Origin of the sequence: Bacteroides pyogenes DSM 20611 = JCM 6294 (genome assembly GCF_000428105.1) — a bacterium.
GTDB lineage: Bacteria > Bacteroidota > Bacteroidia > Bacteroidales > Bacteroidaceae > Bacteroides > Bacteroides pyogenes.
Genome location: NZ_ATZH01000013.1, coordinates 65,330 through 85,576, shown reverse-complemented (window position 1 = coordinate 85,576; position 20,247 = coordinate 65,330). Strand labels below are relative to the sequence as shown.

Sequence of the window (20,247 nt, the reverse complement as noted above, 5' to 3'; positions counted from 1 at the left end):
CAAGAAACCCCATAGCTTCCGTTGAAGAGGAAGTATGAGGTTTCCCGAGAATTTTATTTTTCCGGCTTTTAAAGCTTGCGAACGATTAACGCATTTCCGTATATTTGATTTTGTCCATGTCGCTGTAGTCGAGGTTTTCGCCCGCCATGCCCCAGATGAACATATAATTGCTCGTCCCGGCTGCTGCATGGATCGACCATTCCGGCGACATAATCGCCTGTTCGTTCTGCATCCATACCAAGCGTTGTTCTTTCGGTTCGCCCATCAGGTGGCAAATAGCGTTTCCTTCGGGTACGTTGAAATAGAAATACGCTTCGATGCGGCGGCTGTGGGTATGTGCCGGCATCGTATTCCACACACTTCCCGGTTTCAGTTCCGTCAATCCCATCTGCAATTGGCACGGACCTTCCTGAAGAACGTTCTTTACGATCAGCTGGTTGATGACACGGTCGTTGCTTTCTTCCATCTTTCCTGCAGCCATCGAATTGGCTTTCAGCGAACCCTTGCGGCCGTCGAGGGTAATCAGTTGCGTTTTGTATTCCTTGTGAGCCGGAGCCGAGTTGATATAAAACTTAGCCGGCTTGCTCGAATCCTTGCTTTTGAAAGTGACTTTCTCGTTACCCCTGCCTACATACAAGGCTTCCTTGAAGTTCAACGTATATTCTTTGCCGTCTACGGTCACAACGCCTTGTCCGCCGACGTTGATCACGCCCAATTCGCGGGCGAACAGGAAGTAAGGCGCTTTCAGCGGATCGATTGTTTCCAGCGCCAGCTCTTTGCTTACGGGCACGGCCCCGCCGAAGATGAAGCGATCGTACATGGAATAGGTAACGTTGATTTCGTCGGCCACCATTACTTTCTCCATCAGGAAGCTGCTACGCAGGCGGTTTGTGTCATACGTCTTCACGTCTTGCGGGTTGCAAGCCACCTGCATCTTGTAATTCACCTGAGCCGAAGCGGATATGCCCGCCAGGCCCAACATCATTGCAATTGCTAATTTTTTCATATTTCGAATCTTTTAAATGTATTGAATCCGTTTATTGTGTATAACTTGTTTATTCATTCGCTTGTTCGCTCACTGGCATTTTTTCTTGTTTCCTTATCCGTGTACGATTGTAGATAGCCATTCCGAGAGCTAATGCCACAAGCAGCACAGGACCGATAATCTTTATGGTGTACGTCAGGTGGAAGATAGCCCAACAGAGCAGGCTGGAAGCAAAATCGAGAGCTCCGCCCTGAAATCCTTCGGGAATATTTACGGTAGGGTCGCCGGTAAGCGCGTACACGTCTTTGGCAGCTGCCGTGAAGAAGCCCGCCAATCCGGTCACGAAATACAGTCCGACAATCAAAGCTACCAGTCCGATGATGAACGATTTCACCACATTCCCTTTGGTGATGGGCAAAATGAGCGGAAACAGATAGAACATTCCTGCCAGGGAAGCCAGCGGCAAAAACTGATTGCCCGGAAGAACGACAGCCAATAAGATGGTAACCGGAATGAGAAGCAGCGAAACAACCAGTGTTGTCGGGTGTCCGATAACCAATGCGGGGCTCATGCCGATGTTCAGGCCTGCGCTGTTTTTGTATTTCTTGGCGATGAGTTCGCGAGTCGCGTCGGAAATAGGTTTCAATCCTTCGATAAACAGGCTGGTAATGCGAGGGATCAACTCCATTACCGCTCCCATCTTGATGCCCAGTCCTAAAATCGAGGGAATATTGTCGACAACTTCTTGCCAGGTACTGCATCCCAGCGCGCCGATACCGCATCCGATCACTACGCCCAAAAACAAAGGATCGCCCAGCAGACCGAATTTTCTTTTCATTCCTTCCGAATCTATATTCAGTTTGTCGAATCCGGGTACTTTATCCAAGACCTTGTTGATGACAACAGCGAAAGGAACAAAACCTTGGCAGAAAGGTTGCGGAATGGAGATGCCGTCCATCTTGTCATAGAACTTTTGGAATGAAGGAGCGGTCAGGTCGGCCATTACCAACGTGATGATGTAACAGATAATGGCTGCGAAGAATCCCCACAGGATACTGCCCGACGCAAAATAAACGATGGCGCCGATGAATGCGAAATGCCAGTAGTTCCAGAGGTCGATATTGACGGTACGGGTGGTTTTTGTGAGCAACATGAGCAAATTGACTCCGAGGCATACCGGAATGATGAGGGCGCCTACGGAGGTGTTATAGGCTACTGCTGCGGCAGAAGGCCATCCCATGTCGAAAATACCCAATTCCAGACCGTAAATCTTTACCATTTTACTCAGTGCCGGACCGAGGCTGCTTGTCAACAATGCGGTGATAACCGACAAACCGACAAAACCGACTCCCACAAGCAGGCCGCTTTTAAATGCTTTGGCAAATCTGATACGGATGCACACTCCCAAAATTGTGAAGATAACCGGCATCATTACTGCCGCACCCAGACCGATAATGTACTTAAAGACTGATTCCATTCTGTTCTATTTTTTCTATGTTTTTAATGATGAAATACTATTTCCCTCCGAAGAGGCAACGAACGCAAAACGTGTCAAAAATACGACCTTTTCCGCTTTATTGCAAGGCGAAACAACTAATTTATCGGCTTAGGCGTTAAAAATGGACGTTTTTTGCGTTTACGTGCACAAAATTACTCGTTTTCGTGCACGAAAAGGGCAAATCCGCTTCGTAAACCGTATATGTCTTTACTGTCCGGATACGATTCTTCACTCCCTTAGCATACGAAACGTTGGTTCCCCTTCTTAAAAAAAGGCGATGAAAAAAGCTGTTTCGCTTTGTTCTTTTCGTTTGGGAGAATGGTGTATTGTGTTGATTTTTTGTATCGGTTTTCCTGTTTTTTTCTTCGGATTCTCTTTGGTTCTTTTTGATAAGTTCTGTTCTGACGGGTTTTATCAAGGATGAACAGCGACAATCGTATTTTACCGGGCAAGTACGGTAAAATACCGTTTCGATGATATCGGATAGTTGCCGGTCCGGCGGGAGAAGCATTCGTCGGTTGTTCCGGAACACAGTGAAACGTTTGGGATACACAGCGGGCTTTGAAATCAAACATGCTGATGTTTGATTTCAAAGCCCGCCGTCTTTTTTTCAAAGCCCGCCGTCTTTTTTTCAAAGCCCGCCGTCTTTTTTTCAAAGCCCGCCGTCTTTTTTTCAAAGCCCGCCGTCTTTTTTACAGGCGGCCCTTATATATCCGTGCCATTGCTTTTTGGTATTGGTTTTCCAATTGCAGCAGATTTTGGCGGCTTTGGTAAATCACCGAAACTTCTACGAAGTATTCGATCATGTTGATCTGCCCGCCCGTTACAGCCTGCTTTAACAAATTCAGGTTTCTGCCCGACTCAAAAGTGTTTTGATACTCTTGCATCGAGCGGTAGAGCGTTTCCGCCTCCCGGTACAGGCGCATTAATTCCGCCTCCGCCTGCAGGGTCGCGTTTTCTTTCTGCAAGTCTATGTCGAGCGCTTGGGCTTTGGCGGCTTTCACTTTGTGGCGGTTTTCGAAAAGGGGGAATGAGAATCCTACCACCAGCCCGTTGAACGGAGTGCCCGACTCTGTGTTTCGCCGGTATCCCAGCTCGAACTTGGGCAACCATTGCGAACGGTTCACCGTTACTTGCTTGTGCGCCGTCAGACTTTCCTTTTCAAACGCCGCCAGTGTGCGGTCCGATGCCATCACCTCCGCCTTCAACGCCTGATAGTCTCCGGGGAAAGCTACGTCGGGATAACGGTCGTCGTCGAAGTCGACCGGGAGGTTGGCATTCAGCGCGGTGAGCTTTTGCAGCAGGTTGTTCAGGGCGGCCTTGTTCATCGACACCTCTGTGCGCGCGTTGAGCAGCTCCAATTTAATCTTGTTCATTTCCAATATGTTGGCATCGCCCGCCTCCAAACGCCGGGCGTACATTTCCGAAAGCTCTTCGGCATTCCGCAGCCGTTCGTCCAGCAGCTTCTTCTGCCGGCGCAGCAGGATGATGTCGAGACACGTTTCTTTGGCCTGCAACAACAGCTCCTCGCGGAAAAGGAGTGCGCGGTTGTCGTAAACTCCGGCTTTCAGCCGGTTCAGTTGCCGGCGTGTGGCATACAGGCTTGGGAAGTCGAAACTCTGCGACACCACCAGTTCGCCGATGGTTTCGCCCTTGTCTTTCGATTTCCACAGATGGGCGTACGAGAGCGACGGGTCCGCCAGGTTATTCTCTGTCCGGTCTTCCAGCTTTTGCGCCGCCGTCCACTGCGCTTTGGCGCGCAGCTCTTTGTTGTTCGCTTCGATAGAACGAAGCACCCGGTCGATGTTTCCGCCTCCATCGTTCCCTCTTCCATACGAAAAGGAAAGCATGCCGGTGAGTGCGAGTAGGAGTGTTTTCTTATACATAGTCTTCTTTTTCTTTTAAATGCGTGGTATCTGCGGAAAGCAGCAGATAGACCACGGGAATGATGAAACCGTTTAAAAACGTAGAGGTGAGCAATCCGCCCAATATCACTTTTGCCATCGGACTCTGAATCTCGTTGCCGGGCAAATCGCCGCCCAGAGCCAGCGGAATCAGGGCGAGGGCCGAAGAGAGGGCCGTCATGAGAATAGGATTCAAGCGGTCGAGCGAACCGCGGATGACGCTTTCGTACACGTTCATTCCCTCTTCCTGTTGCAGATGTTTGTAATGACTGATGAGCAACATCCCGTTTCGGGTGGCGATTCCGAACAGTGAAATGAATCCGATGATGGCGGGAATGCTGAGTTCGCCGGTAGTGACAAGCAGCACGAATACGCCTCCTATCAGTGCCAACGGCAGGTTCAGCAGGATGACTCCGGCTTCTTTCGGGCTACGGAATTCATGATACAGCAGCAGGAAAATGATGGCGATACTGATAACGGAGGTCAGCGTGAGCGTCCGGCTGGCTGCCTGTTCGCTTTCGAACTGGCCGCCGTATTCGATGTGGTATCCTTCGGGCAGGCGAAAGACACGGTCGATACGTTCGCGGATGTCGTTCACCACACTGCGCAGGTCGCGTCCCGAAACATTGGCGGAGATCACGATTTTCCGTTTCACGTTTTCGCGGTTGATGGTGTTCGGCCCCATGCCCGACACGACTTCCGCCACGTAGCTCAGCGGGATTTTCTTTCCGTCGCCCGTGTCGATGGACAAATCGCGTATGGCTTCCATTTCGTCGCGGGCATGATCGTTTATCTTTACCGTCAGGTCGAAACTTTTGCCTCGTTCGTACACCTGCGACACCGCTTTTCCCGCCAGAGCCATCGTGATGTATTCCGAAAACTCCGGCAGCGTGATGCCGTATCGTGCCAGCATTTCCCGTTTGGGATGTATTTTCAGTTGCGGCCGTTCGATTTGTTGCTCCACGTTCAGGTCGGCAATGCCGGGAATGTCGCCGGTGATTTCTTTAATCTGTTTGCCGAGCGAGAACATCCGGTTCAGGTCGTCGCCGAACAGTTTGATGGCGATGTTGGCCCTTGTGCCCGAAAGCATGGCATCGATGCGGTGGCTGATGGGTTGTCCGATTTCAATGTTCGCGCCGCTGATGCCGCCCAGCTTTTCACGCACGTCGGCCATTAATTCATGGCGGGAACGGTCCTTCAGCTCGAAAGGAGCTTCGAGTTCCGATACGTTCACTCCCAAAGCATGTTCGTCCAGTTCGGCGCGTCCTGTCTTCCGGGCTACGGTTTGTATTTCGGGAATCTGCAATAACAATTCTTCGGCTTTGCGTCCCATGCGGTCGCTTTCTTCCAGCGAAACGCCCGGCAGCGTGCTGAGATTGATCGTGAACGAGCCTTCGTTGAAAGAAGGCAGGAAACTGTGTCCGAGCGTGAAGAAACATCCCAGCGCGATGAGGAATAAGACGATGGTGCTTCCCAGCGTCACCCGCTTGTGTTTCAGCACCCATACCAGCGATGTCTTATACACTCCTTTCAGCCGGCTCGCCACAAACGATTCTTTCATCTCGCCGCTTGTATGTTTCTGCCCGAGCAGGTAGGAGCAGAGTACGGGAGTGAGCGTGAGCGCCACCACGGTGGAGGCGAAGAGGGCAACGATGAAAGCGATTCCGAGCGGCGCCAGCATCCGTCCTTCCAGCCCGCTGAGGAAGAAGAGAGGAACAAAGCTCACAACGATGATAAGCGTGGAGTTCAGTATCGGCATGCGCACCTCTTTCGACGCGTTGAACACTACCTCCCGCGTGGATAGCCGCTCGTTTGCCGGTTTCTGCCTGTTCTCCCGCAGACGCTTGTACACGTTTTCCACATCCACGATGGCGTCGTCCACCAGCGATCCGATGGCTATGGCCATGCCGCCCAGGCTCATGGTGTTGATGGTCAGCCCCATGTAGTGAAGCGTCAGTATCGAAACAATCAGGGAGATGGGAAGAGTGACCAGAGAGATGAGCGTGGTGCGTACATTGGCCAGAAAGAGAAACAGCACGATGACCACGAAAAATCCTCCCTCGAGCAGAGCGTTCCTCACGTTACGGATGGAATTTTCGATGAACCGGCTCTGGCGGAAGATGTCCGTAGAGACTTTTACGTCCGGCGGCAGATTTTTCTGAAGCTCTTTCAATGAAACCTCCAGCTTGTCCGTCAGTTCGAGCGTACTGGTGGCGGGCTGCTTGGTGACCGTCATCAACACGGCTTCCTTTCCCCGTTCGGACGCCGTGCCGAGCTTGGGAACTTTCGGGCCGATCTTCACATCGGCTATATCGGCGAGGGTGACGGGAAATCCGTCGACCGTCTTGACGACGGCTTTCTCCAGCTCTCCGGTACGGTCGGTCGAAAGCATACCGCGGATGATGTATTCGTTTCCGAATTCGTATAGCACCCCTCCGTTGGCGTTCAGGTTCATGTCTTGCACGGCGCGCATGGTTTCATCCATCGATACGTTGTAATGGCGCATCCTCTCCGGCTCCAGCAGAATCTGGTACTCCTTTATTTCTCCGCCCAGCACGGATACCTGAGCCACCCCGCCGATGGAGAGCAAGCGCGGGCGGATTGTCCAGTCGGCCAGCGTGCGCAGATCGAGCATCGAAGTGGAATCGGCAGTCAGCCCGATGATCATCATTTCGCCGAGTATGGAAGATTGCGGACCCAGCGTCGGTTTGCCCACAGAGGGCGGCAGCGATTCGTTGACTACGGCGAGTTTCTCGCTAACGATCTGGCGGGCGAGATAAATGTCGGTTCCCCAGTCGAATTCTACCCAGATAACGGAAAATCCGTTGGTGGAAGAAGAGCGTACGCGGCGTACTCCGGTGGCTCCGTTCACAGCGGTTTCCACCGGGAATGTGACGAGTTGCTCCACCTCTTCGGCGGCCATCCCGTTGGCTTCGGTCATCACCACCACCGTGGGGGCGTTCAGATCGGGAAATACATCCACTTCGGTGTGCATGGCCGTGTAGGTTCCTCCGATGAGCAGGAGGATTGCGGCAGAGAGTACCACCAGCCGGTTGTGCAGCGACTTGTATATGATTTTGTTCAGCATGATGTGTCTCCTCGTTTTAATGATTGTGCGTATGTCCCGGGATGGCTGTGCTTATGCCTGCCAGACGAACTTGGTTGGCCCCTTCGACAACGACTCGGTCGCCGGCTTTCAGTCCCGAAAGAATCTGTACGTTTTTCCCGTTGTCGGCGCCTAAAGTCACTTCCTGCTTGCGGTAGCCCTCTTCGTCCACGTTCAGGTACACAAAGAAAGAACCCTGTTCTTCCGTGAGCGCCGTTCGGGGGAGCGAAAGCACGTTCTCCATGTCCGACGATAACAGGTAGACCTCGACAAATGAGCCGGGAAGGACGTCGACTTTATTGTCGAACTCGAAAGTCACAGGCACGTAAAACGACTGGCTACCGGAAGATTTTCCGAAAGAAAGAAGCTTTCCGTTGAGCTGCTTCAGCTCATACACCCGGTTGTGGTAGGGGGTGCGGAAATTGGCGGAGCGGATGTTGCGCAGGTGGGAGTAGTATTTCTCCGACACTTCGGCGCGCAAGAAAAGGCGGCGGTTCTGAGTGACGCTCATTAAGGGTTGTCCCACAGATACATAATCGCCTTCCCGTATCAAGATGTTTTTGACGTATCCGCCAAGCGGAGATGTTATTTCCTGTCCCTTGGGCGAATAATTTTTGGAAAGCGCCTCATAGGCGATGTGCGCGTTGTCGTGGTTCAGTTTGGCTTGCTCGTATTCTTTCTTCGATACGATCCGGCTCTCCACCAGCGCTTTTACGCGTTCGTATTCTTTCTTGGCACTTTCATGAGCGATGAGGGCACGTTGTGCGGCATCGCCTTCGGCGGTCTTGCTCGACGAGATGTTGACCAGAGGCTTACCCCGGTTAACCGCCATCCCTTCGGTGATTTGCCCGTGGAAAGAAACGATTCCCGACACTGTGGCTACAATGACGGACTCGTCTCCCTGCGCTGCCGAAATTTGCCCGCTGGTTTTAATGACTTGCCGGAAAGGGGCGGGTTCGATGACGCTGCATTTCACGCCTGCCGCTTCGGCTTTTGCGGCAGAGAGAATGATTTCGTCTTCATGCGAGCGGATGCTTTCTTTTTCGTGGTCGTAACCTTCTTCCTCATGGTTGTGCCCCACTTCTTGCTCATGGTCGTGCTCATCTCCCTCTTCATGGGTATGGTTGTCGCCGATGGCATGCGTATGGGTGTTTTCGCACGTTCCCTCTTTGTGTTTATGGGTGCATGATCCCAGGATAAACAATCCGAGGAATACGATATAAATTAGTTTTTTCATAAATATATTCTCCTTGTTGAATAAAGCCCGGAGGCTTGAAAATAAGAATAGACTTTGCCGCAGGTGTCGTACCTGTCGATCTGTCGCAAAAACACTGATGTATGCCGTTTGACGTGCATAACGAACCGGCTTCGTAGGGGCTTTTACAAATCGGACTTCAGATACGCTTTGGCTTTGAGCCGTATAATCCTTTCCGGAACAGACGGATTATGCGGGAATCGTGCAAGGAGGGGCACGAAGAGAGAAGGTACGGGCAATATTCGTACCGTGCAGGGATTCTCGATATACGGAATAGTCTTTCAGTTGTTTCTCCTGCGGATGGAATAATCGCTCGATGATTTGATGCGTAAACAGAGTGGTAACGAACAGGTAATGCGGTCCGCTATCCGTTTGTCTCGCCGGAGTGGGAGAGTGGAAGCGGGTCATGCACTCGCTGTCGCAGCAAGAGTCTTGTCCGGGATGGTGGTGATGTGCGGGACAGTCGGGTACTTCGGACAGGTCTTGCTTCATGCAAATCATTTTGTCGGGATGATGGTGATGGGGAATAACGGGAATAACCAACATGAAAATGTTGATTATAAGCAATATGGTTACTGTTATCCGCTTTCTCCTTATCATCCTGCTTTTATGTTATGATTGGGCAAAGATATGATATTTGTTTGAATTTTAAAAGTTTATTTAGATTGAATCTAAGAAAAAGGCATTTGCTTGAAACTCTATTCAGCATGCGGCTGTTTCGGTAATCGCTCCGGAAGTATTCTCCCGGAGCGGTTACGGCATTGTTCGTAAACTTCCTTTCAATAAGGTTTATCTGCTTTCTCGGACTGCTTGTTTTCCGTTAGCCTTGTGCCTATTTCCTTTCCAGCTCTTGCAGCGAATCCATCTTCTTCTTTTCGAGGAATTCGTAGATGCCGCACAAGTGTTCGGTGACTTTTTTGTTTCCGAACTCGTAAACCTTGCTCACCAGACCGTCGAGAAAGTCTCGGTCGTGCGAAACGACGATGAGCGTCCCGTCGAAATCTGCCAGCGCTTGCTTCAAGATATCTTTGGTCTTCATGTCCAGATGGTTGGTGGGCTCATCGAGAATGAGCAGGTTCACCGGTTCGAGCAGCAGTTTGATCATGGCAAGCCGGGTACGTTCGCCTCCCGAAAGCACTTTTACTTTTTTCATCGACTCTTCCGGCCCGCCGAACATGAAAGCACCGAGCAGATCGCGTATCTTGTTTCTGATTTCTCCCTTTGCCACATCGTCGATGGTCTGGAACACCGTCAGGTTTTCGTCCATCAATGACGCCTGATTCTGCGCAAAATACCCGATTTGTACGTTGTGCCCAAGCGTCAGCGTGCCGGTGTGTTCTATTTCGTTCATGATACATTTCACAAGCGTGGACTTGCCTTCGCCGTTTTTCCCTACAAAAGCCACTTTATCTCCCCGTTCGATGGTCAGGGTGGCGTTTTGAAACACAATATGGTCGCCATACGATTTTCCCACTCCTTCCATCGTCACCGGATAACTCCCCGAGCGGGGAGAAGGAGGAAACTTCAAACGCAGGGCGGAGGTGTCTTCTTCGTCCACTTCGAGCAGTTCGAGTTTTTCGAGCATCTTCACCCGGCTTTGCACTTGCAGTGTTTTAGAGTAGGTTCCCTTGAAGCGTTCGATGAACTCTTTGGTTTCGGCTATGAATTTCTGCTGCTCGTCGTAAGCTTTCTGCTGTTGTTCGCGCCGTTCCTTGCGCAGTTGCAGATATTGCGAGTAATTCACCTTGTAGTCGTATATGCGTCCCATCGTCACTTCAATGGTGCGGGTGGTGATATTGTCCACGAATTTCCGGTCGTGGCTGATGACGACGACCGCTTTTCCGTTGTTTATCAGAAACTCTTCGAGCCATTGGATAGATTCGATATCCAGATGGTTGGTGGGTTCGTCGAGCAAAAGCACATCCGGTTTCTGCAACAACAGCTTGGCCAGCTCTATGCGCATGCGCCAACCGCCGCTGAAATCGCTCGTCTGGCGCCCGAAATCTTCTCTGGCAAAGCCCAGACCGAGCAATGCTTTTTCTACATCCTCTTCATAATTGGTGGCATCGATAGAATAAAACTTCTCGCTCAGGGTCGAAACCTCTTCGATGAGTGCCATATAGCTATCGCTTTCGTAGTCGGTGCGGGTCTCGAGTTCTTTGTTCAGCCTGTCTATCTGTGCTTCCATCTCATGGAGATGGGCAAAGGCCTGCGCCGTTTCTTCAAACACCGTGCGTCCGTCTTCGGTCATCAGGTGTTGCGGCAGATAGGCCACGACGCAATCTTTGGGCGCCGACACTTTACCGCGCGTAGGCTGCCTCACTCCGGCAAGAATCTTGAGCAAGGTACTTTTTCCCGCTCCGTTTTTTCCCATGAGGGCGATGCGGTCTTTTTCGTTGATTACGAAAGAAATGTCGCTAAATAAAGTCGTGCCGCCAAATTCTACGGCCAGTCCGTCTACAGAAATCATATGTTTTTTTTAATTTGAGGCGCAAAGATAGCTGTTTTTATTGTTTTTTTTATATCTTAGAGGGATAAACAGGAACATGCAAATATAAAAGTGCCATTAAGTCTATATTATTATGAAGGGGGAAATAACAATAGACGAAAGACCTCTTGTTTTAGTTGCCGAAGACAATGAGAGCAGTTTTAAACTGATAAAAGCCATTATAGGGAAAAAGTGTGAGCTGCATTGGGGGCAGACCGGAGAAGAAGCGGTACGTTTGTTTAATATGTACCGACAGGAGACTAAGTTGATTTTGATGGATATCAAAATGCCCGTGATGAATGGGCTGGAAGCTGTGAAAATAATCCGGGGGACGTGTAAAGAGATTCCTATCGTCATACAAACGGCTTATGCTTTTCGTTCCGATAGAGAAGAAGCGCTGAACGCAGGAGCCGATGAGGTGCTGGTGAAGCCTGTCTCGTTGGAGCTCCTGCGTGATACGTTGAGCAAATATATTCCGGGAATAGTATGGTGAATCTTTGTTTATGCCGTCTTTGTATCGGTCTGGAACTTACGGCTGACTTTCATTAGATTGATCACATAGTTCACCACATTCTGTGCTTCTTGTATCATGGTGAGGTAGACGATGCTGACACGAATACTGCCGAGCTGGTCTTGAATCCTTTGCAACTCTTTATGTTTCAGCTGTAAGAGCCGGTCGTTCAAATTGCCGGCGCGTCCGATCTCTTCCTCCAGATTGCCGTAATCGTTGTTTTCCAGTTGTCGTCGACACTGCTGAATGAGGTAAGTGATATCTTCTGCCACATCTCCGAATTCTCCTTTCTGAATAGCGTCCAGCGGATTGAAGTTGTTGTCGATGTGTTCAAGGCAAGGTTCGCAGAGACGGGAGATGCTGTATACCAGCTCGCTGGCAAAATCATTCCCCTGATAGTAATATAATCCTTTTTCGAGTGCAACAGCATTGTCGAGTCGGTACATGGCTACCGCTCCGGTACGTTTCATCTGTTTGATCAGTTGCTTCTCGAATTTGGAAGCCCCCATTGCCCGGCGGAGTCCGCGCAGGTTTTCATGAATGAACGATGTAACTGCCAGCTCGAAGTTGTTTTCGGCGTATTGCAATACTTTGCCTAATTCTTCGCGCGTGTGCCGGCGCATCAGTTGCAGAGCTTCCTTGCTGTCGGTAGATTTCATCAGCTGTTTCAGCGTAGTGTTGTCGTTTTCTTTCGCTTTGCGTTTCTTGTATACTATTTGGCTGCGTATCAAGATAAACACTGCCAGCCCGATGAGTATGAAGATGGAAGTATTGCCTCCGTAATAGAGAATCAAAGCTACGAAAAAGCTGATGGTGAAGGCTGCTCCCGCTGTGATGAACCATCCGCCGATGACACTCAGTACACCGGTGATGCGGTAAACCGCGGAGTCGCGTCCCCATGCCCGGTCGGCCAATGAAGTACCCATGGCTACCATGAAGGTGACGTATGTAGTAGAGAGCGGCAGCTTCAACGATGTTCCCAAGGCGATAAGCAAACCTGCCAGCACAAGGTTGACGGAAGCTCGCACCAAATCGAATGCCGCCCCGTCGGCTATAATCGCTTCGTCTTTGCGGAAGCGGGTTTCGACCCACTTTTTGGTTCTTTCGGGCGCGATGCGGGCCATCCCGTTGGCGAGTCCCATACTGAAACGTACAAGCGTACGTGCCATCGGTGTGCTTCCGAAGTTTTCTTCGCCTTCATCCTGCCGGGAGAGGTCGACCGATGTTTTAATTACAGCATGTGCTTTTTTTGAGGTCGACAGGGCATACACCATGATGGCTCCGGCTCCGACCAGAAAATACCAGGGCGTTTTGGCAGGTCCCAACAGCGAACTCATCAGGAAACCGTCTGCTCCGGCTTCGGCTCCGTTGGCCGTATAATCCATGAAAGACGAGAAGCCTGCCAGCGGAACGCCGATAAAGTTGACAAGGTCATTGCCGGCGAAAGCCAGGGCGAGCGCGAAAGTTCCCATCAGCACCACTACTTTAAATACATTCACTTTGAGCCAATGGAGTATTTGCATCAATATGGTGAAAAACGCGAAGAAAGAAGTAATCAGCAGAAAAGTGTGGCGGTGTATCCATTCTTTATTTTCGGGAGTCATGAACGAGCTGCCTTTCAATCCTTTTATCAGCATGAAGTAAATAATGGAGGTTGCCGCTACGCCTCCGAAGAGGGCGATGCTGTATTTCACCTTCTTTGTGTAGTTGAACGTGAAGATTATGCGGGCAAGCCATTGCACAATCATTCCGAAGAAGAAAGCAAGAGCTACCGACACAAAGATGCCCATGATAACGGAAAGGGCTTTGTCGGTATTGATCAAATCGCCCAAACCGAGCGCGTCGTTGTTGTGCACTTTGATAAGCGATAGGGCGAACGTACCTCCCAATAGCTCGAATACCAGTGAAACGGTGGTGGAGGTGGGCATACCCATTGAGTTGAACACATCGAGCAGCACTACGTCTGTAAGCATCACAGCCAACAGGATGCACATCAGTTCGGCGAAATAGAAATGCTGGGGCTGATAAATGCCGTGTCGGGCAATGTCCATCATTCCGTTCGAAAGAGAGGCGCCGATAAAGATACCGACTCCGGCGATGAACAGAATGGTTTTGAAAGAAGCGGCTTTGGCTCCTACCGCAGAATTGAGAAAGTTTACCGCATCATTGCTTACTCCGACCATTAAGTCGAATATGGCGAGGGCAAACAGAAAAATGATAATACATAAGTAAATTGTCTCCATAAAATAATGTGTATGTTATTTTTTGGAGCAAAGGACGAGTTTTGACGTTGCAACAGAATGTCATACTTGTTACATTTGTATTACTGTATCCGTTGTGTCGGTGTTTTTTCGGGGGAGACGGGCCTTTTGCGCAAGCAGCTCGGCAAATGTATATTGCGCTCTCACGGCGGGCTGGCTCGATAATCGTTTTTTGAAAATATTTCGCAACTGACCGTCCACCCAACAAGCTTTCTGATTGTCGGCCAACTGGATGTCGAGCATTTCGATCAGGCTGTTGCGTAAATCATCGTCGAGTACGGGAGTAACGGCTTCGATGCGCCGGTAGAGATTGCGTCTCATCCAGTCGGGAGAACCCAGGAACAGCAGCGGATTGCCTTCATTGCCGAAGTACCAGATACGTGCATGCTCCAGAAAACTGTCTACAATCCTTGTGATACGGATGTTACGGCTGTAAGGCTGTTCGGGTATCAGGCAGCAGATGCCGCGGACGATCAGGTCGATTTGCACGCCTGCTTCTGAAGCTTCATAGAGGCGATCTATCATTGTGGTATCCTGAAGCGCGTTCATCTTGAGAATGATACGTCCTGTTTTTCCTGCTTTGACGAGCGCTATTTCCCGGTCGATCAGCCGGTTCAGTTTGGGAATCAAATTAAAGCGGGTAACCAGGAGGGTAGAGAACGCCAAGTCTTTTTCTCCGCGCAGCGTACGGAAAAGATTGTGCAGGTCGTTTACTATTTCCGGGTGGCAGGTGAATAAGCCGCAATCGGCATAAAGGGTGGCGGTTTTTTCATTGAAGTTGCCCGTACTGACATAGGCATAACTCGGAACGGCTTCTCCGTGGGTGCCTTCCCGGCGGATGAGCGCTACTTTGGCATGTACTTTCAACCCCGGCAGGCTGTAGATGATTTTGATTCCGGCCGCCTGCATCATCTCTGCCGTTGCCAGATTGTGCTCTTCATCGAACCGTGCTTTCAGTTCTACGAAGACGGTTACTTTCTTACCGTTACGGGCGGCGGCTATGAGCGTATTTATCACCGCCGAATTCTCAGCAACCCGATATTGGGTCACCATGATTTCTCTGGTATTCGGATCGTGTACCGCTTCGTAAAGAAAGTGAATGAAGTGTTCGAATGAGTGATAGGGATAATACAACAGAAGGTCTTTCTTTGCCACGTATCGGAAGATCGATCCTTTTTCATCGAAAGCATTCAGTTTTATCGGTTTCGGTTTCTCTATACGAGGCAGTAAACGGTTGGGATTTGGCAAGCGGCTCAGGTCTTCCATGTTCAAATGCTTGTCTCCCGGTACGAGTTCGTCGCGATGAATCCCGAACGCGTCTACCAGAAAGTCGAGGAAGTCTTCCGGCATACTCCGGTTGTATACGAATCGGCAGACGGCTCCTATCTTGCGCTTCTTGACTTTTTCTTTCACTTGTTTTACGATCGACGCACTGTCTATGTCGTCATCGATCAGAATATCCGCGTCGCGCGATATCTTGATGCTGTAGCTCGAGTCGATGTCATAGCCGGGAAAGATAAGAGGAAGGTTGGCTTTGATGATATCTTCTATAAACATGAGGTAATAGTTCGTGCCGTCTGACGGAAGCTCGATGAAGCGGGGAACCTTGGCATACGGTTGCTTCATCACGAAATAATGGGCTTTGCGTGAGGCGGATTCATTGTTTTCACCCTCTGTGGGTGTTGTGTGTCCTTCATTGTCTTTTCCGTATTCTTTAAGATAAAGCCGGATAGCCAGATAAATCCGGTTATCTCGCAGAAAAGAAACTATTTTATTTTTGGCTACGGGAACAGGCTGGAGATAAGGAAAAATCTCTTCCTTGAAATAATCTCTGATAAATGATTTGTGAAAATCTTCTATGTGATGGCTGTCCTGATAAAAGATGATATGATTGCGCCGGAGCGCAGGGAGTATTTTCTGTTCGTAGATGAAAACGCGGTCGTCCAACTGGCGGGTTACTTCGCGGTTGATCTCTTCTACCAGTTCGCGTGCCGACTGCACGGTTTCTTCATCGTTTTGGGTTACGCCCGATGCTACGGCTTTATGATCGGCAACCCGTATTTTGTAGAATTCTTCGAGATTCGACGAATAGATAGATATAAAGTTAATTCGTTCGTACAGAGGCAACTGTTCGTCAAGGGCCTCCAACAACACCCGATAGTTGAAAGAGAGCCAACTGATATCCCGTTTGAAATAACTATATTTGCTTTTCATGTAAGTTAAGATTTGCCCAAATATAGTATCTTTGCAGGACTAAACAAAGGATTTATGACAAGAATTGGTCTCTTATCGGATACCCACGCTTATTGGGACGAAAAGTATCCGGAGTATTTCGAACCGTGTGATGAAATCTGGCACGCAGGAGACATCGGATCGCTGGAAGTAGCCGAAAAGCTGGCGGCTTTCAGACCGTTGCGCGCCGTGTATGGAAACATCGACGGACAGGATATCCGCAGGCGTTTTCCTCAAGTCAACCGTTTTACCGTCGACGGAGCGGAAGTCTTGATGAAACACATCGGAGGCTATCCGGGAAAATACGACCCTTCGATTGTCGGCAGCCTGATGACTCGTCCGCCGAAACTTTTCATTAGCGGACACTCTCATATATTAAAGGTGAAATACGATAAGACGCTGGATATGCTGCATATCAATCCCGGCGCGGCGGGCATGTCCGGCTTCCATAAAGTACGTACATTGGTTCGTTTTGTGATCGATCAAGGAGTGTTTAAAGATTTGGAAGTCATTGAATTGGCGGGGTAATATCTGTTTTTCTCTCTAAAAGATTAAAACCGGAGGATAGAGCCGTTTCGGTTTATATCGGCACGGTTATAATCAGAATTTGGCTCCGACATATGTACTTATATTCAGTTCTTTATTTTTGGTTGAATTCTTGAATTCCCTGCTTGTTGTGAGTATGACGGCGGCACTGCTTTGTGACAAGATTATTAGTTTGTTATTATTCAACCGAACTTTTATGATCTTTTATCCCCAAATCGATGTTATTGAAAAACTTTATCCTTTCAATCGTAAATAATTCGTTCTTCGCTATTCCGTTTGGGAATTACAGCTTATCCAATTAATTAAAGTTTCTTAGTCAAATGGCGGATAATTAATAATCTCACAGTTGGGATCACATGCTCTAAAAATAAGTTCAAGAATTTATATTGTGTATATACAAGCGGTATGACTCGAGATTTTCAATGTATTTTTAACAGATTAGACTAACAAATCGTACAAAAAATAGAGATGTTTGCTTTTTTATACGATTTGTTAGTCGGTTTTATGCTTTTTTTCTTTTATTGCAAATGAAATTAAATTTGCGTTTTTAATGAAAGCATTATTCTGTTTTGTCATATTTATCGCTAAATTAAATCAGTGTTTGTTAATTTAAATGTTTAATTAAAAAACAAAGAGTCATGAAAAAATTATTGTTGATTGTTGTTATTGCTATGTGTGGTATCAATCAAGTGCATGCACAAATCTATATCGGCGGTTCCGTTGGATATACGAACAGTAAAATCAGTATGGGAGAAGATAGCGATCAAAGCGGATCTTCTTTTAAGATTCTACCGGAGATAGGTTATCAGTTTAATAATCAAATGGCTTTTGGTGTCAGCATGGGATACATGAAAGGGTATGCTGCATTGGCTCCTTTTGACGTAACGGATATTAAGGCTTTGGGAAGTGCTATTGTAAGTACAATGACAGACGTCTCTTCGGGAGATATGGGTGATCTGGATTTAAAGACGTTCCGCATTGCGCCTTACCTGCGTTATACTATTTTTGAATCAGGAAAATTTCAATTTTTCATAGACGGTATTATAGGTCTCAATTTTATAAAGGCAGATGCTTCTAAGATTGCAAACGGGATTTCAGGAAGTTTAGGAGAGGGTGAATTGGAAGATGATAATTTGAAGACTCCAAAGATCACCGGTTTAGAAGTCTGCCTCCGACCAGGTATTGCCTTACAACTGACAGATCAATGCAAGCTGTTTGCTAAGATTGGAACTGTGGGTTATCAAACCTTTAAGTTGAAAGACAGCGACTTCAAAATAACTCGAATAGGTCTCGATGTTGATAGTAACAGTTTGTCGTTAGGAGCATTGTTTTGCTTCTAAAAATTAAAGCTATAAGAGAGTATGTCCAAAGTAAGTACCATTTGTAAAGAATAAGCACAAGGGATTTTTCTTTTGACATACTTTCCCCCCCCATGTTAGTTTGAGAAAAAACGTTTTAAATTATAAATCGGTTCTTTTCCCTATGAATGTTAAGTCTCTATTTTTTTTATTTTTTTGTACAGTTGTTCTTTCACAGGCGAGCGGGCAAGAACTCTCTGCTACCGCTATTGTGGAGAAAGTGTCTCGTAACAGAGAAGGACAGATTTTTTATTCTGAAATCAAGATGACCATCATCAGGCCAACGTGGGAAAGGGAGATTGGCGCTAAGATGTGGGTAAAGACACAAGATTTTTCGTTTGTCTTGCTTACTTCTCCGGTTCGGGAGCGCGGGCAAGTTTTTTTGAAGCGGAAAAACCATTTGTGGAATTGGCAACCGAGTATAGAGCGCACGATCAAGATGTCGGCATCGGTCACTGGACAATCTTGGTTGGGCAGTGATTTCACGACGGATGATATTATACGTCGAACCTCCTTTTTGAATGATTTCACTCACACCATATTGGGACAGGAAACATGTGACGGAACCGAATGTTACAAAATTCAGCTTACTCCGAAGCCCAACAGTGTCATTATATGGGGAAAGATTATTTCATGGGTCAGTACGAAAGAATTCATCGATTTAAAAAATGAATATTATGATGAAGACGGTAAACTGGTGCAAACTTATCGCGGATATGATTTCAAACACTACGCTTCGTATTACATACCCATGCGCACGGAGATAATTCCTGCTCGGAAAAACAATCATAAAACCGTGTTGACCGTACAAGTGTATGAACTCAATCCTCCTTTGAAGGATGGTTTCTTTTCCCTGCAAAACATTAAAAATATTCAATGATGTTTAAGCTGGCTTGGTTGAATTTATGGAGAAATCCGCGGCGGACATGCATCAGTATAGCATCTGTATGCTTTGCTGTTTTTTTTTGCATACTCATGAATTCCGCTTATGGCGGCATTTGGAATGCAGCTATACAAAATATACTTCGCATGCAGAAAGGGCATCTTGAAATACACCATAAGTCGGATGGGAAGGATATGTCTGCCGAAAACTTCATGGCGATGGGAGAAGATGATTTACAGCGTCTATCCGGTGTAGCAGGTATCACCGATGTGCTTCCCCGTATAGAGACATTTGCCATGGCATCTTCTGGAGACCTTAGTCAGGGGGTAGCTGTATTGGGCATTTATCCTGCATTGGAGAGGCGTAGGATGGATCTCGCTTCCATGCTTGTGGAAGGAGTGTATCTCACAGAGCAAGACAGAGGAGTATTGATGGGCGAGGCATTAAGTCGCTATTTGGGTATTCACGTTGGTGATAGCATAGTCATGATAGGGAAGGGATACCACGGGGTTAGCGCAGTTGGGCTGTATCCTGTGCGAGGTATTTTGTCGATACCTGTTCCTCAAATGGACAGAAGCGTTGTTTATATGAATATAGAATCTGCACAGGAATTTATTGGTTTGTTGGACGGGTATAGCTGCGTTTATTTGTTGCTTGAGCAGGACAAGCGTCTTTTGGATATTCAGAGCCAAGTTGCCGCAATGTTGCCTGCTGACAAATATGAAATACACAATTGGAAAAACGTCATGACCGAATTACTTGCCTATTCAGAAACCACCCACGCAATTGGCCTGATAGTAAACATCATACTCTATCTGCTGGTGGGATCGGGTATATTAAGTACTGTTATCATGCTTATCAACGAGCGTCGGTATGAATTTGGCATGCTGTTGGCCTTGGGCATGCAGCGAAGTTGGCTTGTCATTTCCGTTTTCTATGAACTCTTGCTCATTATGGTGATAGGGAGCTCCATTGCCGTTGCTACCGCTTTGCCAATAATTTCCCATTTCAGCAAACATGCCATTCTTTTAAAAGGCAATTCGGCAAAGTTTATACAGGAATACCTCACGAAACCTGAGTTTACTTGCTACGTAGGAGTCGACTTGTTTGTAGAACAGCTGCTTGTCGTTTTGTTGATTAGTTGCATGGTAATGTTGTACCCCACGTTTATCCTGTTAAAATTAAAAATAAATCAAGTCCTCAAACAATAAAAAGAAGAA

14 protein-coding genes are annotated in these 20,247 nt (G+C 48.1%); 5 read left to right on the top strand and 9 right to left on the bottom strand.

Annotated elements, in window-relative coordinates:
• Window positions 1-85: 85 nt before the first annotated feature.
• The 7 genes from kduI to C234_RS0104395 all read right to left on the bottom strand — a co-directional run bounded on the left by kduI (window position 86) and on the right by C234_RS0104395 (window position 11,218).
• A complete protein-coding gene (kduI, locus tag C234_RS0104430) occupies window positions 86-1,006 on the bottom strand; it encodes a 5-dehydro-4-deoxy-D-glucuronate isomerase (RefSeq protein ID WP_021646650.1) in 921 nt (306 codons plus the stop codon).
• Between the two features lie 49 nt (window positions 1,007-1,055).
• Window positions 1,056-2,462, bottom strand: coding sequence for a PTS galactitol transporter subunit IIC (locus C234_RS0104425; protein ID WP_027324792.1), 1,407 nt, complete (start codon window positions 2,460-2,462; stop codon window positions 1,056-1,058).
• A gap of 713 nt (window positions 2,463-3,175) precedes the next feature.
• Window positions 3,176-4,333, bottom strand: a complete 1,158-nt coding sequence (locus C234_RS0104415; RefSeq protein ID WP_154656394.1) for a TolC family protein — start codon at window positions 4,331-4,333, stop codon at window positions 3,176-3,178.
• Window positions 4,334-4,361: 28 nt separating this feature from the next.
• Window positions 4,362-7,475, bottom strand: a complete 3,114-nt coding sequence (locus C234_RS0104410) for an efflux RND transporter permease subunit (RefSeq protein WP_027324789.1) — start codon at window positions 7,473-7,475, stop codon at window positions 4,362-4,364.
• 16 nt (window positions 7,476-7,491) lie between these two features.
• Window positions 7,492-8,730: an efflux RND transporter periplasmic adaptor subunit gene (locus C234_RS0104405; protein ID WP_027324788.1), complete on the bottom strand. Its 1,239-nt coding sequence runs from the start codon at window positions 8,728-8,730 to the stop codon at window positions 7,492-7,494.
• Between the two features lie 207 nt (window positions 8,731-8,937).
• Window positions 8,938-9,348, bottom strand: a complete 411-nt coding sequence (locus C234_RS0104400; RefSeq protein ID WP_027324787.1) for a DUF6769 family protein — start codon at window positions 9,346-9,348, stop codon at window positions 8,938-8,940.
• A 232-nt stretch (window positions 9,349-9,580) separates the two neighbouring features.
• A complete protein-coding gene (locus C234_RS0104395) occupies window positions 9,581-11,218 on the bottom strand; it encodes an ABC-F family ATP-binding cassette domain-containing protein (RefSeq protein ID WP_027324786.1) in 1,638 nt (545 codons plus the stop codon).
• A 112-nt stretch (window positions 11,219-11,330) separates the two neighbouring features.
• On the opposite strand from C234_RS0104395, the gene C234_RS0104390 reads away from it, so the two are divergent.
• Window positions 11,331-11,729, top strand: coding sequence for a response regulator (locus tag C234_RS0104390; protein ID WP_027324785.1), 399 nt, complete (start codon window positions 11,331-11,333; stop codon window positions 11,727-11,729).
• Between the two features lie 8 nt (window positions 11,730-11,737).
• Here C234_RS0104390 and C234_RS0104385 read toward each other — a convergent pair whose 3' ends face one another.
• Both C234_RS0104385 and C234_RS15820 read right to left on the bottom strand, forming a co-directional pair.
• Window positions 11,738-13,990, bottom strand: coding sequence for an inorganic phosphate transporter (locus C234_RS0104385; RefSeq protein ID WP_027324784.1), 2,253 nt, complete (start codon window positions 13,988-13,990; stop codon window positions 11,738-11,740).
• Window positions 13,991-14,059: 69 nt separating this feature from the next.
• Complete coding sequence (locus C234_RS15820) at window positions 14,060-16,222, bottom strand: RNA degradosome polyphosphate kinase (protein ID WP_051290155.1); 2,163 nt, start codon at window positions 16,220-16,222, stop codon at window positions 14,060-14,062.
• Between the two features lie 54 nt (window positions 16,223-16,276).
• Between C234_RS15820 and C234_RS0104375 the strand changes: the two genes are divergently transcribed.
• The 4 genes from C234_RS0104375 (at window position 16,277) to C234_RS0104360 (ending at window position 20,238) form a co-directional block, all read left to right on the top strand.
• The gene (locus C234_RS0104375) at window positions 16,277-16,768 is read left to right on the top strand and encodes a metallophosphoesterase family protein (RefSeq protein ID WP_027324783.1); all 492 of its coding nucleotides are present in this window, start codon (window positions 16,277-16,279) and stop codon (window positions 16,766-16,768) included.
• Between the two features lie 656 nt (window positions 16,769-17,424).
• Complete coding sequence (locus C234_RS16705; RefSeq protein ID WP_027324782.1) at window positions 17,425-18,126, top strand: outer membrane beta-barrel protein; 702 nt, start codon at window positions 17,425-17,427, stop codon at window positions 18,124-18,126.
• Window positions 18,127-18,409: 283 nt separating this feature from the next.
• Window positions 18,410-19,024, top strand: coding sequence for an outer membrane lipoprotein-sorting protein (locus C234_RS0104365; protein WP_248596478.1), 615 nt, complete (start codon window positions 18,410-18,412; stop codon window positions 19,022-19,024).
• Window positions 19,021-20,238 carry an ABC transporter permease gene (locus tag C234_RS0104360; protein ID WP_034540634.1) on the top strand — a complete coding sequence of 406 codons (1,218 nt, stop codon included), beginning with the start codon at window positions 19,021-19,023 and terminating at the stop codon, window positions 20,236-20,238. The genes C234_RS0104365 and C234_RS0104360 overlap by 4 nt, the downstream gene beginning before the upstream one ends.
• The last annotated feature ends 9 nt before the right edge of the window (window positions 20,239-20,247 follow it).

Excerpts from the sequence above, each read along its gene's own strand:
- C234_RS16705 (WP_027324782.1), top strand. The coding sequence starts at position 17,425 with ATGAAAAAATTATTGTTGATTGTTGTTATTGCTATGTGTGGTATCAAT.
- C234_RS0104405 (WP_027324788.1), bottom strand. The coding sequence starts at position 8,730 with ATGAAAAAACTAATTTATATCGTATTCCTCGGATTGTTTATCCTGGGA.
- C234_RS0104390 (WP_027324785.1), top strand. The coding sequence starts at position 11,331 with ATGAAGGGGGAAATAACAATAGACGAAAGACCTCTTGTTTTAGTTGCC.
- C234_RS0104400 (WP_027324787.1), bottom strand. The coding sequence starts at position 9,348 with ATGATAAGGAGAAAGCGGATAACAGTAACCATATTGCTTATAATCAAC.
- C234_RS0104385 (WP_027324784.1), bottom strand. The coding sequence starts at position 13,990 with ATGGAGACAATTTACTTATGTATTATCATTTTTCTGTTTGCCCTCGCC.
- C234_RS0104375 (WP_027324783.1), top strand. The coding sequence starts at position 16,277 with ATGACAAGAATTGGTCTCTTATCGGATACCCACGCTTATTGGGACGAA.
- C234_RS0104410 (WP_027324789.1), bottom strand. The coding sequence starts at position 7,475 with ATGCTGAACAAAATCATATACAAGTCGCTGCACAACCGGCTGGTGGTA.
- C234_RS0104360 (WP_034540634.1), top strand. The coding sequence starts at position 19,021 with ATGATGTTTAAGCTGGCTTGGTTGAATTTATGGAGAAATCCGCGGCGG.
- C234_RS0104365 (WP_248596478.1), top strand. The coding sequence starts at position 18,410 with ATGACCATCATCAGGCCAACGTGGGAAAGGGAGATTGGCGCTAAGATG.
- C234_RS0104415 (WP_154656394.1), bottom strand. The coding sequence starts at position 4,333 with ATGCTTTCCTTTTCGTATGGAAGAGGGAACGATGGAGGCGGAAACATC.
- C234_RS0104395 (WP_027324786.1), bottom strand. The coding sequence starts at position 11,218 with ATGATTTCTGTAGACGGACTGGCCGTAGAATTTGGCGGCACGACTTTA.
- kduI (WP_021646650.1), bottom strand. The coding sequence starts at position 1,006 with ATGAAAAAATTAGCAATTGCAATGATGTTGGGCCTGGCGGGCATATCC.
- C234_RS0104425 (WP_027324792.1), bottom strand. The coding sequence starts at position 2,462 with ATGGAATCAGTCTTTAAGTACATTATCGGTCTGGGTGCGGCAGTAATG.
- C234_RS15820 (WP_051290155.1), bottom strand. The coding sequence starts at position 16,222 with ATGAAAAGCAAATATAGTTATTTCAAACGGGATATCAGTTGGCTCTCT.